The organism is Nostoc sp. PCC 9305 (assembly GCF_963920915.1).
Classification (GTDB): Bacteria; Cyanobacteriota; Cyanobacteriia; order Cyanobacteriales; family Nostocaceae; genus Nostoc.
Genome location: NZ_CAWUDN010000074.1, coordinates 1 through 15,962 on the forward strand (window position 1 = coordinate 1; position 15,962 = coordinate 15,962).

At 41.2% G+C, this 15,962-nt stretch carries 17 protein-coding genes; 4 read left to right on the forward strand and 13 right to left on the reverse strand.

Going from position 1 to position 15,962, the window contains the following annotated elements; genetic code table 11:
* Positions 1 to 362: 362 nt before the first annotated feature.
* The 7 genes from ACM0OX_RS24020 to ACM0OX_RS24050 form a co-directional block, all read right to left on the reverse strand.
* Positions 363 to 785: a TerB family tellurite resistance protein gene (locus ACM0OX_RS24020; RefSeq protein WP_322668115.1), complete on the reverse strand. Its 423-nt coding sequence runs from the start codon at positions 783 to 785 to the stop codon at positions 363 to 365.
* A 57-nt stretch (positions 786 to 842) separates the two neighbouring features.
* Positions 843 to 2,288: a 16S rRNA (cytosine(967)-C(5))-methyltransferase gene (locus ACM0OX_RS24025; protein WP_414517481.1), complete on the reverse strand. Its 1,446-nt coding sequence runs from the start codon at positions 2,286 to 2,288 to the stop codon at positions 843 to 845.
* A gap of 195 nt (positions 2,289 to 2,483) precedes the next feature.
* A complete protein-coding gene (locus tag ACM0OX_RS24030; RefSeq protein WP_414517507.1) occupies positions 2,484 to 3,935 on the reverse strand; it encodes a glycoside hydrolase 100 family protein in 1,452 nt (483 codons plus the stop codon).
* A gap of 666 nt (positions 3,936 to 4,601) precedes the next feature.
* Positions 4,602 to 5,219 (reverse strand): Uma2 family endonuclease, encoded by a 618-nt coding sequence (locus ACM0OX_RS24035; RefSeq protein ID WP_414517482.1) that lies wholly within the window; start codon positions 5,217 to 5,219, stop codon positions 4,602 to 4,604.
* Positions 5,220 to 5,276: 57 nt separating this feature from the next.
* Complete coding sequence (locus ACM0OX_RS24040) at positions 5,277 to 7,013, reverse strand: DnaJ domain-containing protein (protein WP_414517483.1); 1,737 nt, start codon at positions 7,011 to 7,013, stop codon at positions 5,277 to 5,279.
* A 168-nt stretch (positions 7,014 to 7,181) separates the two neighbouring features.
* On the reverse strand, positions 7,182 to 7,550 hold the full coding sequence (locus ACM0OX_RS24045) for an HNH endonuclease (protein WP_322744023.1): 369 nt from the start codon (positions 7,548 to 7,550) through the stop codon (positions 7,182 to 7,184).
* A 2-nt stretch (positions 7,551 to 7,552) separates the two neighbouring features.
* Positions 7,553 to 8,356 carry a PspA/IM30 family protein gene (locus tag ACM0OX_RS24050; protein WP_194046522.1) on the reverse strand — a complete coding sequence of 268 codons (804 nt, stop codon included), beginning with the start codon at positions 8,354 to 8,356 and terminating at the stop codon, positions 7,553 to 7,555.
* 300 nt (positions 8,357 to 8,656) lie between these two features.
* On the opposite strand from ACM0OX_RS24050, the gene ACM0OX_RS24055 reads away from it, so the two are divergent.
* The gene (locus ACM0OX_RS24055) at positions 8,657 to 8,803 is read left to right on the forward strand and encodes a hypothetical protein (protein WP_334728222.1); all 147 of its coding nucleotides are present in this window, start codon (positions 8,657 to 8,659) and stop codon (positions 8,801 to 8,803) included.
* 81 nt (positions 8,804 to 8,884) lie between these two features.
* Here the strand turns inward: ACM0OX_RS24055 and ACM0OX_RS24060 are convergent, their stop codons facing one another.
* Complete coding sequence (locus ACM0OX_RS24060) at positions 8,885 to 9,118, reverse strand: hypothetical protein (RefSeq protein ID WP_414517484.1); 234 nt, start codon at positions 9,116 to 9,118, stop codon at positions 8,885 to 8,887.
* Positions 9,119 to 9,519: 401 nt separating this feature from the next.
* On the opposite strand from ACM0OX_RS24060, the gene ACM0OX_RS24065 reads away from it, so the two are divergent.
* Complete coding sequence (locus ACM0OX_RS24065) at positions 9,520 to 11,205, forward strand: SulP family inorganic anion transporter (protein ID WP_414517485.1); 1,686 nt, start codon at positions 9,520 to 9,522, stop codon at positions 11,203 to 11,205.
* 208 nt (positions 11,206 to 11,413) lie between these two features.
* Here ACM0OX_RS24065 and ACM0OX_RS24070 read toward each other — a convergent pair whose 3' ends face one another.
* From ACM0OX_RS24070 to ACM0OX_RS24080, 3 genes are all read right to left on the reverse strand, one after another.
* Entirely contained in the window at positions 11,414 to 12,085 is a 672-nt protein-coding gene (locus ACM0OX_RS24070; protein ID WP_414517508.1) for a pentapeptide repeat-containing protein, read from the reverse strand.
* Positions 12,086 to 12,426: 341 nt separating this feature from the next.
* Positions 12,427 to 13,101 (reverse strand): cadmium resistance transporter, encoded by a 675-nt coding sequence (locus tag ACM0OX_RS24075; protein WP_414517486.1) that lies wholly within the window; start codon positions 13,099 to 13,101, stop codon positions 12,427 to 12,429.
* A gap of 289 nt (positions 13,102 to 13,390) precedes the next feature.
* Entirely contained in the window at positions 13,391 to 13,633 is a 243-nt protein-coding gene (locus tag ACM0OX_RS24080; protein WP_414517487.1) for a hypothetical protein, read from the reverse strand.
* Between the two features lie 73 nt (positions 13,634 to 13,706).
* Between ACM0OX_RS24080 and ACM0OX_RS24085 the strand changes: the two genes are divergently transcribed.
* Positions 13,707 to 14,147, forward strand: coding sequence for a Crp/Fnr family transcriptional regulator (locus ACM0OX_RS24085; protein ID WP_069074674.1), 441 nt, complete (start codon positions 13,707 to 13,709; stop codon positions 14,145 to 14,147).
* Positions 14,148 to 14,273: 126 nt separating this feature from the next.
* Here the strand turns inward: ACM0OX_RS24085 and psb35 are convergent, their stop codons facing one another.
* Positions 14,274 to 14,501, reverse strand: a complete 228-nt coding sequence (gene psb35 / locus ACM0OX_RS24090; RefSeq protein WP_289797416.1) for a photosystem II assembly protein Psb35 — start codon at positions 14,499 to 14,501, stop codon at positions 14,274 to 14,276.
* Positions 14,502 to 14,638: 137 nt separating this feature from the next.
* Between psb35 and ACM0OX_RS24095 the strand changes: the two genes are divergently transcribed.
* Positions 14,639 to 14,785 (forward strand): hypothetical protein, encoded by a 147-nt coding sequence (locus ACM0OX_RS24095; RefSeq protein WP_414517488.1) that lies wholly within the window; start codon positions 14,639 to 14,641, stop codon positions 14,783 to 14,785.
* 174 nt (positions 14,786 to 14,959) lie between these two features.
* Here ACM0OX_RS24095 and ACM0OX_RS24100 read toward each other — a convergent pair whose 3' ends face one another.
* Positions 14,960 to 15,949 (reverse strand): glycosyltransferase family 2 protein, encoded by a 990-nt coding sequence (locus ACM0OX_RS24100; RefSeq protein ID WP_414517489.1) that lies wholly within the window; start codon positions 15,947 to 15,949, stop codon positions 14,960 to 14,962.
* Positions 15,950 to 15,962 lie beyond the last annotated feature (13 nt).

Here is a 15,962-nt window from a genome sequence, read left to right on the forward strand (position 1 = left end):
ATTTTGTCTGTTTGTTAAGAAAGATGCGGGTAATGGATAGTAAAAAAGGGGGAACCGGAGTCAAAGTCCCCCTTTTTAAGGGGAGCCAGTGCGGTCTTCTCCCAAGGGGAGACGCCAGTTGCTCATGGGGGTTTCCCCCATGAGCAACTGGCGTGGATTTAGGGGGATCTAAAACGTTTTGTTACCGACTAAAGAACTTTTAAAACATCCTCTAAGCCAACACAGTTCAGATAACCCCAAAACCCTCATGTAGAGACGCGATAAATCGCGTCTTGATTTATCGCGAAGTATGGAAACAAAGAGAGACAAAAAGGCAGTGAGATAATTCACCGCCTCCTCTTGGATCAACTCATAACTCAATGTTAGTTTTGGACTTCAACCCAACGGCGGTAAAGTTTTTGAATTTGTTTGAGAAGCGCAGTAGGAGCTGGTTGAGTTGACTCATTCGGCTTCGCTATATCCTGCAATTGCGTCAGGAGTCTGGCTTCTTCGACGGCAACTTCACCATCGCTATAAATTAAGCCACTGATGGCTTCAATCAGATTTTCGCAATCTTCAAGACTGGGGCGATCGCCTAGATACTCCCGCACCCAGTCGTAGCATTCTTTTGGCTGTACAGGAACTAATTCGTACAGCCAAGGCTTAATTTCTGGGTCGTTAGCTAAACCTTTTGCTTGAGCTATTTCGCGGAGATATTGCCGTTCTTCTGGCTGGATTCTGCCATCGATCCAGGCTGCTCCAATCAGGATTTTAACTAAGTTTTTCACATTGGAAGGGGAAACCATTGCTGCCTCCTCTGGTAGATTCAGGCCTCCACCAAATCGTACAATCCCAAACAGTATTCACTCGGAATTATTGGTTTTTCTTAAGCGCACCATAAAAAAACCATCCATATCCTGTCGATGGGGCCAAAGTTTAAACCAACCTTGAGGTGTACTCTCGGTAGAATCAGGTAACTCAACGTCAATAGGAGACTCAATTTGCCACTGAGGTGAATCAGCTAAAAACGCCGAAACTACTTCTTCATTTTCTGCTGGATGCAATGTACAGGTTGCATAAACTAGTACACCACCAGGTTTGACAAAAGTTGATGTATGTGTCAACAATTCTCGTTGCAGTACCGAAAGTTCTCGGACGGATTCTGGTGTCTGTCGCCAACGCGCATCAGCATGACGGTGCATAGTTCCCAAACCAGAACATGGAGCATCGAGTAATACTCGGTCTGCGGTGTTTTGAAATTGATTGAAGTGGCGGCTGTCACCAGTGTAAATTTGAATAGATTGTAAATTTAGCCGTTGAGAATTTTCTTGAAGTTTGCGCAGACGAGAAGCAGTGCGATCGCAAGCCCAAATTTTACCCTCATCTGCCATTAATTCAGCGATATGGGTTGTTTTCCCCCCTGGTGCAGCACAGGCATCAATTACCACCTCACCTGGTTGAGGGTCGAGCAAATGACCTACCAATTGAGCGCTAGCATCTTGTACAGTCCACCAACCTTCTTTAAAACCCGGTAGTTTTTGAATTGACCCGGTATTACCAATAAATCGTAAAGCTTGGGGTAAATGAGGAATCCGTCTCACCAAAATACCGACAGATTCCAAAGCCGCCTCAACTTCCTCAATGGAAGTGCGAAGTGGGTTGATACGCAAGTCGATTGTTGGTGATTGGTTCATCCATTCACACAGTTGTTCTGTATCAGTCAAACCCAATTGTTCTAACCAAACTTGAATAATCCAGTCAGGAAAACTGTGTAAAATACCCAAGCGTTCCACAGGGTTTTCTGGAAGTTCTAACGGATCAAAATGGGGAAGTAACAAAGAATCTTTCTCCTCTGCCCCTCTGCCCCCCTGCTCCTCTGCCCCCCTGCTCCTCTGCCCCCCTGCCCCTCTGCCCCCCTGCTCCCCTGCTTTTCTGAGATACTGGCGTAATAGACCGTTAACAAAACCCGTGAGTCCAGAAAAACCGTTTTCTTTAGCGAGTTGGACTGTAGTATTAACAGCAGCAGAGGCGGGAATACGCTCTTGATAACGCAGCTGATAAAAGCCCAGATGTAAGATAGTACGCAGGTCTTGTGGTTGTTGATGAGATTTCTTTTTGGCGAGTTGATCGATGAGAGTATCAAGAGTGCGCTGCCTTCTGACGCTCCCATAAACCAATTCTGTCACTAAGCGGCGATCGCGATCGGGCAAATTAAATTTTTGCAGTACTCTATCTAGGGCAACATCAGCATAAGCCCCCTTATGAACATCTCGTAAGGCGATAAAAGCTAATTGACGGGGGTTTGTCATGAAAACACGATTCAGGAGTCAGGAGGCTTTTGTATTCTAACTCCCAACTCTTTACTAATTCGTAATTCGTAATTCGTAATTCGTAATTGTCGAATTTAATTCCCCCTTGTTTATAGGTGGTTTTGTTTCAATCTGGGTCAAGCTTTCTGTCTGGAACTGTCTTTTAATTACGAATTACGAATTATAAATTACGAATTATTGCATATACGGGTCTACACTGGCAATTTCAAACTCACACGCTCTAGAAACCTGTTCTGCTGGTAATTTTCCAAAGCTGATTAATGGTAAAGAAGCGGGATCTGCCATCAGTTCTTTTGCTAATAAGAACCCAGTGATTGTCCAAGTTTGATATTTTCTCGCTTGTTTCCCAATCAGTCGCCCTTTTTTACCATCGTAATACTCTGGCCATTCATCTGTACTAAGGCGTCCTTGGGCAGTTTCAATCGCCTTTTGTGCAAGACTTGTTCTATTAGTTTTCACAGCCGCAGCTGCCAACATCCACATTAAAACTGGCCAACTACCAGCATTATGATACGACCAAGGTATATTTTTGGGGTCACATCCAGTCACAATTCTGTATTCTTCATGTTCCAAAGCGGGGAAACAAATTTTCATTGGCATATCTCCCACCAAATCATCCCATCGTTCCTCAATGAGAGTCATAATCGCTTGTGACTGTTCTTCGGTGGCTAAGTCGGAAATGATTGCCATTAAGTTTCCGAGTGAAAAGAAGCGAGTATCTAGCTGCGATGGGCCAACATTACCTGCTAGATAACCACCTTTTTTTGGCAACCACTTATCTAATTCATAATAGGGAACAGAATCTACATATATGTTGAACAGATTAACAGCACCCTTACCATATTCTTCACTTTTGAAGCGATAAATTGCATTCAGACGATTAATATCTATCCAATAATGCTGGCGAATATGAGCGCATAAAAGAGGTAAACGGTTATCAATGGCTTCAACAATATCAGAATTACCTTTACAAATTAGCAGTTCACGAGATGCACGTAATGCCGTGTAAAAAAGAACTTGTAATTCTAAAGGATGCCCATAAATGCCCATACGACGATCAATCATACAAGCGCCATCTGGAACCAATAGCGTTGGGTACATATCAAAACGATTCGCCAAGCAGATTTCCATGATTAACCTAATCCCATTTTGGAATTCAGGTTGATAGGCGAGAGAAAAATCTTCTGTGGCGACTACATAAGCACGCAACAAAATAATCCACCATAAACAAGAATCTACAGGCGTAACTCTAGCGATCGCATGTTCGCCAAAGTCTGCTTCTAAATATTCTTGTCCATTTTCTGATACTACTTTAAAGCTAGCTGGTATTAATCCTCGTCCTGGCTTATAGGCATCTAATGCCTTTTCTTTAGGCTGTAACTTTAAGGTTTCTTCTAAGAAATTACGAACAATATCGGTTCTACCTTTGATCAGAAAAATTAGAGCAGAAGAAACAAAATCCCGGACAAAGCACTGATCGTAATTGAGCGCTTCTACAGATTCATCATAAGCGGCTACTGTCCCAACAGGGCGACCTTGATAATAGAGAATTGATTTTTCTAGTGCTAGCCATGCTTCTTCCACTTCTTTTAAATTTTCAGTAGTTTCCAATTCGTTTAGGTGCATTGCCAGAATAACTCCATAAGGATTGTGAATTTGTGGTAGATGTGTCTTCATTTATTATTTTTGCTATTCTCAGCATAACAAAAACGATTCTTTGAATAGCAAAGATAATTGGGCAAAAAAATAATCAACTAACAAGGAATAAAATTGCTGATATTTATGCAACTTTATTGTTAGTTAATTGCTTGTAATCTATTACTATTTTGGTGAATTATAGTTGTTGCTCTCCACCATAAGTAGTAACATGATTCCTAAAAACAGTCACCTAAGATATACTTTTAGATTATTTATTGTTCTGTTGTCTGTCCAGAATCATTGCTTTACCAAACAAAAACATATCTTCAATGCTGTTTAGGGTTTGTGTGAAGTTAAAACTGGTTGCAGTATATTTACTTGAACAGGATTAGTTTTTGACACTAAGAAGTCAGATTATTCCCCTATTATCTAATAATTTATAACGTTTTTTCAGAATATGCAAGATGAAGGCTATAAAATTTTAATATGTCAATACTTCTCAAGGGTTAAATATCTTACCCTACTGATAGATGAAACGGGACATTTATGGGAGTACGGCCAAAAACAATAAAGAGTACTGAGTCGAAATACCGCCCATGAGGTACAGAGAATATACAAAGTACATAAGTACTGAGATTAGGAAAGTGATGTTCATTACTGTTCTCCCGAAGCAGCCTTAAACACTTGTTCAGCAGTTAGATTTAGCTCTGTTAAAGTTGGTGATTGAATTTGGTCATTACCACAAAACTGGGTTACTTGGTACTCGCCTTCTACTAATCTGTAAACTGATATTGTTGGTTGTTTTGGATTGCCGATAAACCGTTTTCCACCAAGAGCAGCATAGTCAACAATCCAATATTCTGAAATTCCAATTTCTTCATACTCACCAAATTTGAGAAAGTAATCATCTCGCCAATTTGTACTCACAACTTCTACTACTAATGGAATTGATGCGGCTTGAGTAACTGTTGATGATTTTTTCCAAAGTGGTTCATTAATTAAGTTAGAGATATTCAATACCGGCACATCTGGAATATAACCAGATTTTTTATCAACAGATTTGATTAATGCTTGAGCAGGAATTGAATAAGCTAGGTTAAACCTCCGAATCTCAAAATTGAGTTCTCTAATTAGAAATGCTCTGACTAACTCATGTTCCCCTGTCGGCTGCGTTTCAACTATTACTCCTTTATGTAATTCATATCTGCCGTTCTCCGGTTTCCATTCGACAAAATATTCAAAATTTATCGACTCTACTAAATGTTGAAACATAACACTATTTCCTCAAATATTATTCATATTTTGACTAGTATCGATAAACTGCTAACTTTATATTACCTGCTGCTGGAATTCTTTATAAGCTTGGTTAATTGCTTGCATTGAGGCTTTTGCGATCGCAGAACTATTAACATCAGGATGATACAATCTTGCTAATCGGCGGTAGGCAAGTTTAACAACATTGGGGCGATCGCTCTGATTTACGCCCAAGACTTCCCACCATTCCCCAGATAATCCATCGAGAGTAAATTGACTCCAAATCTTGATGCTTCCGCCATTAGCGCCACTTACCAGCGTTTTCCCATCAGGGCTGAAAGCAACGGGATTATACCCAGAAAGATTTTGTAGTAATTCCCCAGTCTGGAGGTTCCAAAGTTTGATTGTACCGTCTCGACTGGTACTGGCAAGGGTTTTTTCATCGGGGCTAATGGCAACAGACAAAACCGCCGTTGAGTGTCCAGTCAAAGTGGAAATTAATTCTCCGGTTGGGAGATTCCACAGTTTAATTGTGGTGTCTGTGCTACCACTAACAAGAGTTTGACTGTTATAACTGATTGCAACTGTATTCACTGCACCCAAATGTTCAGTGAGAATATAGCGTTGTTCCCAAGTTTTGAAATCCCAAAGCCTAATAGTTTTATCCGCGCTACCACTTGCAAGAATTTTACCATCGGGACTGATGGTGACAGATAAAACTGCATCTGAGTGTCCATTTAAAGTACGTTTTACTTTTCCCGTGTAGCGTCCCCAAATTCTAATTGTATTATCGGCAGCACCACTTGCAAGAATTGCCCCATCAGGACTGTAGGCTACTGAGTTAATAAAACCATTATGACTATAAGTAGAGTTTAAATAAAAGAATGTCTGGATAAATTTTTTTGTGTCCATCTGCCAACTGCTGATTTTGCAATCGACACTACCACTTGCAATCTGCTTTCCATCAGGGCTGATAGCAACAGATAAAACTGCCTCTGCTTGTCCTGAGAATGTGTAAAGCCATTTTCCGGTTTTCAAGTTCCACAAATTAACTTGTCTGTCATTACTGCCACTAATTAAGGTAGTACCATCAGGACTGATTGCGATCGCATTAACTGCCCCTAAGTGACTCTTGAGTGTGCGTACACATCTCCAAGTTTCAGGTAGCTGAGTTGTCGGAGATATTTTTTCTGGTTCAATATTGGGAGTAGAAGCTTTAGGCATAGCAGATTCTGATTTTTTCTTGAATTCAGCCTTAAGCGCTTGTAACTCATCTTCAACTTCCAAAACAGCAAATTTTTGGTTGAGATCGTCACCAGATAAAAATGCATCCAATTCCATCACTGCTTCGGAATAGTAGCCCATCTGCAAAACTTTCTCTTCCATCCGCTCAAAAAGCTGTGCTGGAGTTTCGCTAATTCCCGATTCGTCTAAAAGTTTGGCAATACCATGGGCGGCGAGTCCGACTACTGCACCAATTCCTGCCATCGGTACTGCACCAATCCCAAATGCTAGCCCTACTTTCGGTGCAACTAAACCCATACCACCGACGACGCTATAAACACTAGCACCGCCGACTGCACCAATTCCCATCGTAGCGAAGGCAGCAGCATCTCCTTCGGCGATCGCTTTGAAAGCACCATAAGCAGCTGCACCAGCCACAGCGCCTGCACCGACTACAGGAGTTGCACCAATGCCGACTGCACCAAATCCGCCTGCTAGTCCCATCCCGCCTACTGTTGCGGAAACACCAGCACCTGCTATAGTTCCGCCTGCAATAAATGCTACACCTGTTTTAGAGTTTTGTGTCACTGGTTTTTGTTTTTGAAGAGGAATAAATTAGAAGAAAGAAGGCAAAGTACGATCGGGTTTTTATCCTTTCTGAGTTGAGATAAAGTCTTTTTAGAATAGCAAATACCCTCCAGTAAATTCACTGAAGGGCTATCTATAATCTTTGACGGAAATTTATATCCTTTATATTCAGCTACTTGCACCTTTGCCACGATTGCACTCGAAGCACAGCGTTTGCAAGTTACTAATGTCGTTAGTGCCTCCTTTAGAAAATGGCTCTTTATGATCAACTTCTAGCGTGACTTCTGGTGGACTTTTTCCACAAGAAACACATTTATGACCATCTCTTCGCAGAACTGTAAAACGAACTGATAGGGGAATATGACGCGATCGCTTTTTTGCTTCCTGCTTGGGTTGAGATTGGGATTTGGTAAAAGCTGTTTTTTTAATCTCTGTCTTCTTGGCTTTCGCAGGCTTTGGCTCATTCACTAGAACGGCAAAATTCCGAATCATCCCTCGTACCAGTTTTTGGAATTCATTAGGAGCCTTTTTTGCCATTGTTAAACCCACCCATAGCTTGAGCTTGCTTCTGTTTTAATTTGGGCAGTTGTTCTTTCTATAAACCTTAAGTCACTTTTGAGATTATCTATTATTGTTATTAGCTGATTAAGCTGATTTTCAAGGGTATCAGCAGTTTGCTGGTGAGTATACTTACGAGTCAAGGCTTCACGAGCCAAATCCTCACGTTCTTTTTTCATAGCTAATACAGCTATTCGATACCAAGTTTGGACTTCCTTTTGAGCTTGCTTGTAATTTATTTGCACCCTTTCTTTGCTAGCTTTAACATAATGAATGTTGTGCACTATGCTTAGTCGTGTTTGGTTGAGGGATTCAATAACTTTCTTTGGGTCATTAGTATCTTGACCTCCATCAAGAAGCCTCAATAAACCATAAGCACCAAGTCCAACTACTGCACCAGCCGCAGCAACAGGAACCATACCAATGCTAAAGCCGCTTCCGGCTGCAAGTAACCCCATATTTCCAACAGTGGCAGAAACTCCAGCACCACCAACCGCTCCTAGTCCTGCGGCACCCAAAACCAAGGGATCTCGGTTTTCTATTCCCTTCTTAGTCCCATAAGCAGCCATACCAGCAACTGCTCCTGTAGCCATCAAGTGAGGCGCACCAATACCAATAGCTGTTCCTGCGGCTGCTAATCCCATGCCACCAACGGTTTGAGAAACAACAGCACCAGCCGCTGTTCCTCCAGCAATAAACACTGCGCCTTCTCCGTAATTGAAATTACCTGCCATGTCGTTCAGGTTTGCCCTGATTATGCGGCTGATGCGATCGCCTAGTCCCATAATGTTTCTCTCTTCTAGATACTACTTAGACTAAAGTAGGAAATTATACTATGCTCAAGTTTAAACAAAGTACGCTTTTGCTGCCTCGTAATAATCAATGAAATCTTACTTTCTGTTCTTAAATTTTGTGTAAAGTGCAGCCTTCTGCTATCTTAAGTTTTGAGATAACAAATTGCGTTTAACATGACCTCAGTTTATGTTTATCCTCACAAAAAAGCCAGAGCTTTAAAAGCTACTAGCCGTCGCCCTGCTAAAGAACTCTGTAGCGATCTCTGACTGTCTATATATACTATATTCATTATGTCAAGCAAGCCTGCGCTTTTATTAATTAGCAAATTGGCGAACTTGAACAAAAAACGTACACGCGATCCAAAAAAGCTTAACAAGCAAGTTATTCCACAGAAATATCGATGCTATTTTGGTGCGATCGCACTCTCTATGACATGATGATTTTGTGCGATTCCGACAAACAGCTTTGTTAACTCATTACCAAATAATCGTAACTAATCCTGATGCGGTTATATATTACTATAACCAGTCTAAGCTGTCTTCGGTATCTCCATGAAATTCAGTAACGTGAAAATCGTTTTCTGTTGATTGTTTATTCCCAGAAAACATACCAAACTGCATTATCTGCTTGTGTATTTTAGATTTTACTGGTTCTAAAAAAGTTACAATAACACGGCTTTCTGATACATCAGATGGTAATTCTAAAAGTTGTATTTTACCGTTCTTGTACACTCCTACAATCGATTGCAACATTAGTATTTACCAAATTTGTACTCATAGAAATTATAAAGTTAATCCTAAAAATACGCTTATTTGCTTAAAAACATCAAATTTTTGGGCTGCATTGACGCTAGCTGCTGCTATGCGTTACTTCTCCATGTTCGAGCTTATCTGCCAAAACACGCAAAGCTATCAAACCAACCAGCAGTAGTCCTGCTAAGGAACTCTGTAGCGATCGCCATCTTTACATACACATACTATATCCGTTATGTCAAGTAAGCCTGCGCTCTTATTAATCAGCAAATAGGCTAACTTGAACCAAAACTCATACACAATCAGGCAATTTTCGACAACCCTGATGAAATTTACCGAAAAGATGGAATAACATTTGTGTGTGCTTCAACAAATTGTGTATAAGAGTTGAAAATGACGATATGGCAACATCTAATATCCTCAAAGAACCTCTGCTTTTACGTCTGGGGAGCTTGTTTGGTGGACTGCGTGGCGATTTGACGGGAGGACTAACAGCAGCAGTGGTGGCATTGCCTTTGGCTTTAGCCTTTGCGGTGGCTAGTGGTGTGGAACCAAAGGCGGGACTTTACACCGCGATTGTGGCGGGAATTGTCGCAGCAATTTTTGGTGGTTCCTCAGTACAGATTACAGGGCCAACAGGTGCAATGGCTGTGGTTTTGGTGGGAATTGTCGCCAAGTACGGCCTTGAGAAAGTTTGGATTGCTGGGGTGATGGCTGGAATTATCCAGATTGCCTTGGGGGTTGCCAAACTTGGGCAGTTAGTAAAGTTTATTCCCTATCCGGTGACGGCAGGTTTTACTAATGGTATTGCCGTAATTATTTTTTGTGGTCAGTTAAATAATTTCTTTGGTTTAAAATTACCACGTAGCGAACATTTTTTGCCGGGACTGTGGCAAAGTCTAACTCATGTGGAAGCTCTAAATTGGGCAGCAGTTGCCTTAGCAGTTGTGGTGATTGCAACTAATCTTTTATGGCCGAGAATCAATACGACAATACCAGGTTCTTTAGTGGGACTGGTGTTAGCAACTGCGATCGCTTCTGCTTTCCATTTGAATGTACCAACAATTGGCACTATTCCTCAATCTTTACCGATGCCTCAAGGCATTCCGCACTGGAATGATTTTAGCGTGATTCGAGAACTAATTAACCCAGCTTTAGCTTTAGCTGCACTGGGGAGTATTGAATCTTTGCTATCGGCGGTGGTGGCTGATGGGATGACTGTCAGCGAGAAACATAATAGCGATCGCGAATTAATTGGTCAAGGATTGGCTAATATGATTGTGCCATTTTTTGGAGGTATCCCTGCCACAGGTGCGATCGCTCGGACTGCTGTAAATGTCCGTTCTGGCGGCAAAACCCGACTATCTGGCGTAATTCACGGTCTTGCTTTAGCCATTATTGTTTTAACTTTAGCACCCCTAGCTGCACAGATACCTTTAGCGGCACTTGCTGGGATTCTCATGGTGGTGAGCCTGCGAATGATTGAGTGGGAAGCCATTGGTTTATTGATGCGTGCTACCTACTCCGACTTTGCGGTGATGATTCTCACCTGGTTAGTAACAATCTTGTTTGACTTAGTTCTTGCTGTCGAAGTGGGATTGATTGCAGCCGGAGCCTTGTTCATTAAACGGATGAGCGATTTAAGCCTAGTTAAAATACCTGAAACCGAAGTATTTCCCCCTGGTACTCCTTTAGAATTAGGTAAGGAAATTGCCGTTTATCGGGTAGATGGGCCCGTATTTTTTGGTGCTGCTGAACGATTTGCTACCTTCCTCCGCGATGAACCGGAAGTGAAATATTTAATTTTGCGGTTGCGGTTTGTGCCAAATATGGACACAACTGGCTTAGTAGCTTTAGAGGATATTTATCATGACTTGGAACGGCACAATTGCCGCTTAATTCTCACAGGTTTACAACCCGAAGTCCAACAACTACTAGAACGTACAGGATTGTTAAATACAATTGGGTTATCAAATTGTTTTGAAACAACCACAGAGGCGATTTGCTCTATCTCTCCTCAAATTGCATGTTCCCAACCTGTAGCAGCTGATTTGAAAACAAAAGAATTGATGGAATTAATTGATTAACAATATTTGGCCAATTCAATACCTAAAGAACCAAAGAGGATTTCTTAAAAGTCGCAAAGTATACTAAAAACTAAAGCCTGATTCAGCAATGAATACAGGCTTTTTATGTTTTTTATTAAATTTGCACAAAGAACTTTAGGTTCCAGGAATTTTCAGGTAAATAGACCACGTGGTAGGGGTGCAAGGCCTTGCACCCGTACAACAGGTGTCACTGAATAGCGAATCCTTCCGGTCTGATTGCATCGTCCAAATCAACGCCCATCAGGTTAGCTCCCTGGATGTTTGCATTTGTCAGATTTGTATTTTCCAAGTCTGCGTTTTGTAGGTTAGCGGTTTGCAGATTTGCTCCCAAGAGGTTGGCTTTTTCTAGGTCTGCATCAAAGAGGTTTGCTCCTACCAGGTTTGCTCCCCAAAGGTTTACCTTGCCTAAATCTGCTCCTTGAAAGTTAGCCCCTTGTAAGTTTGTTTGCTGCAAGTTAGCCCTTTCTAAGTCTGCATTTTGTAAGTTAGCACCCTCCAAGTTTGCTGCTTGCAGGTTTGCATCCTTTAACATTGCCCCAGCCAGGTTACAACCGACACATTCATTGGTTTGTAATAAATGTCTAACGTTTTCTGCTACAGACACTATTGGCGATACAATCGGTGATATTACTGGTGCTGTTACAGACTCCATTGGCGATACAACTGGAGATATTGCTGGTGCGGTTACAGACTCCATTGGTGATTCAACTGGAGCTAGTTCAGATTCCGTAGGTACGGATGGAGCTAGTGCTTGTGCTTTAGCGCTGGGCTGGATAAGCAGAGTAAATCCCGCTACAACTACCAAAAACACTGCTTTTACGAGCCACTGAGTTAATTTTTTAGAGTTTGATTGATTCATTAGTTCCTTCATAATCTGATTCCTATTGGTGGGCTTGCTTTTATAAGAGCTATTGATAATAGACCTCTTGCAAAAGTCTCTAACACCCCACCCCCAACCCCTCCCCGCTTGCGGGGAGGGGAGACAAAGCGTAGCTTTGGCGGGGTGGGGTTCTTTCTTATTTTTGATTTATGCAAGAGGTCTAATGTGCTTTATTCTCACTTTAGATAACTTGATTGATAAGAGCAAATATTATTGTTATTCATATTGATAGATTTAAGTGATTGAGAAATCTTTACTTGGATGGGAAACGATCGCTGATTTGTTTGCTTACATCATCAAGAATTGCGATCGCCTCATGCCTAGTTCCCAAGCATTGCCAGACTAGGTAAAAGTCGATATGTTTCACTTTTAATTAAGATAGAGAGTCCCAAGTAAATTAAGATAAAAGGGAAGATTTTGCGACCATAGCGAGTTAGAATGGGAGTCATCAGAGGATTACGAGTCAGCTTGTAAGAAAGTAAGCACCACATCCCAATACTGCAATAGCAAACACAGACAATTACGCCCAAACTTGGAAGATTGCTACTAGCAAACAATGGTACATAAATTCCAATGTTGTTTCCTCCATTGGCAATGGTGACAGCGGAAACACGGTAAGTTTGAGGATCGCGGATGGTTGCTAATAGTGATTTCTTCTGGCGTCCAGATTTTACCGGAGAGTTTAAGTCAACTGACACTGCTTGTACTGTCTCTCCTTCCTCTTCTCGACTGATGAGATTACTGATACCAATGGTAATGGGAAGTAAACCTAGTAAACCAATCCAGCTGCTGGGAATGAGCAGACCGCCGAAGAAACCAGGGAGACTAGCACATACTAAGGTAGTAAATCCCAGAAATTCACCGAGAACAATATGCTTAGGACGAAAGCTACGATTGACTTTCCCGAAGAAAGCCGTCAAATATAAGTTGTCGTCAAAGGTAGTTGCAAAAGCGACAGAGATTCCAATCAATAATGTACTAATTAGCCAAGCCATAATTGTTGCTCACAGTAATTCAATGCTGTTTGTCTTAGTCCTCTCTGCTTCTCGATGTGAGGGCAGGTTAGGAGATTTTGTGACTGTTTTTCTAACGACAACCGAGCGATATTCGTTATTTATCAGCCAATTACCCAATTTTTAGAAGCATAGCCTCCAATCAAATTGGTGATTTTTTTCTCAGCAAGGTACCTTGGGAGCTCATGAAGTCAATATTATGGCTTTCAGCCAAATAAGAGCAAATACTCTTGTTTTTTAAAATGATAAATAGAAGTGATTGACAAAATTGCTAGATGTTTTGGGCTTTGTACCCATTGACACTGATGAGAGAAAAACGGAAAGCAAAAACCTTTAACCTTTTCCCTAAACCAAATTCTGAGTTCAAAATGCACAAAGCGAGTAGTATTGAATACTGAGCTATTGTTTGAGAAACTTCTATGCGTAGTTTACCGCCGTAGGCATCGCTCTTATTGAAGAGAACCCTTGTCAGATGGTAAAGGCTCGGATATCCTTGACGGCTAGCATTCAACATCGGTAATATGACTAATCGCCCTCTGACTTCCGTTTTGAGATGTTCAGTAATGTTGGATTTTTAACTTGTAATTATGCTAACCAGTGTTGACCGTTTATTATTTGTCCGGCGAGTCCCGATTTTTAAGGAATTGCGGGATGATTTTATTGTGCGGCTCACTTCAGTGATGAACGAATTGTCATTCCCAGCTAATTACACCATCTTTCGACAGGGAGAAGAAGGGCGATCGCTCTATATTGTCGTCTCCGGTCGAGTTAAAGTTCACATTGGGAATAAACAGTTGGCAGAGGTGGAACAGGGAAAATATTTTGGTGAGATGGCAGTATTCGATACTCAACCTCGATCTGCCACTGCCACGACTCTCGAACCTTGTGAATTTTTAGAACTGACGCAAGAGCAACTATATGATGCGATCGAAGAAACTCCCGAAATTGCAGTGAATATTATTCGTGAGTTATCCCGTCTGATTCGCAGATTGAACGACGATATGAATGTAACCTCTTTGCGGAGTTAATAGACAAATATAGAGACGTAGCACTGCTACGTCTCTACAAGGGTTCTGGATAATGTAAAATTTGGTTCAAAATAAATGAAAACTGCTGTAAGTTTGATTATTAAACTCAGCACTCATCACTGCTTATTACTTAGGTTCACCCAGACCCGGAGTTTCTTCTTTATCAACTTTAGGCACAAAATCAGGGCGTTCTTTGCTTTCCCAACCTGCGGGGCGCTTCGAGTTGTACCAAGCTATTGACCCAATGGTGACAGCAGCAATAAAACCAACGACATACACCAAGGTAAAAGCAACAGGAAAATGAGGGCCAGCATCTATAGCTGGTGCTGCTGTTTGCATAAATAATAAATTCATGAGTATATTCTCCACAGTTAGGTAACACTATTGAACACCCTATAAGATGAGCGTATCACCTAACATCCCTCTGTAGTTTAGTTTGAGCAACTTCATATTGCATAAAAAAGGGCAGAAGCGAGGGGGAAGTCGCTGACATGTATAGGTTTGTTGCACCGGTCAGCCTGCCCCCTGCTTCTTCTTCAGCAGGCGTTGCATATTTGCGTGACATAGCAGCAGTGCGTCAGCGACACCGACGCACTGCTGCTATGTCACTTGACATTTGGGCATCTGCCTTAACTTGACACCAATGGCAAGATGCCCGCCCAGTCCATAGGGCGCTCATGTTGCCCAGCCCACAATATTGGATAATTTATTTCTTGGAGTTTCCTTAGCAAGCGATCGCTCCACCATATATCCAGAATAAGACTGAGTAACTATCCCATTGAGTTACCAAGTGGCAAGTACTACAACTTACCTCAACCGATTCTTTTTTCAGGAATATTTAATTTTTGAACATGAGTAACGCGAATTTTACTAATAATCTGGAGCAAGTATGCAGAAATATCTTCTACAAGTATTTTTTTCAACAAGAATTTGATAATTAGCTTTTGAGTTTCCTTTTCCAGGAGAATTTTTGGATATAGCTGAATTGCCTTCCCCAATTTTTTACTTGCTTTTTCAACTCCTTCATCACCTGTAATTCTTGTTAAGCAGAGCCTACAAGAATATCGGTAAACATAAGCTAAACTATGATTTTTCAAGATTTGGATTTCTGGCGATCCTGATTGAAAAGCTCGCTCCAAGACTTTGAACTGACAGTCTTCCATAAATTCAACTTTAGATGACATTGAATTTGAAGATTGACGATAAAAAATCTGCGGTTTAGTAACTACAACAAACGACCATTTTGCAGCTAAACGTAGCCAATAATCCCAATCTGCTGCTCCTGATACTGAAGGTTCAAACTCTCCGACAGATTCAATCGCTTGCTTACGGATTAAGGGATTTGAACCACTAGCAATAAAGTTCCAGGTTAATAAATTCGCTAAAACCTTACCTTGGAAAAAAATCGGCCGATCCATGTGGCAATTTCCAGTTTGTTCATCCATAAAATAAGTCCAGCTATAAGCAACACCGGACTCTGGATTTTTCTGCAAAGCTTCTAACTGGAGTTCTAGCTTATCGGCTGTCCATAAATCGTCAGCATCAAGAAAGGCTATAAAATCTCCTTTGGCATGAGAGATACCACGGTTACGAGCTACTGATAAACCTCCATTCTCATAGGAAAAGACTTTTATACGACTATCTTTCAATTCATCCAGTAGCTTAAGAGTTCCGTCTGTTGAACCATCATTGATAACAATTATTTCAAAATCAGAAAAAGTTTGTTGTTGTACTGAGACAATTGTATCGACAATTGTGCGCTCAGAATTATAGGCGGGAATAATGACAGATACAGTTGGCATATAATTTCAATAA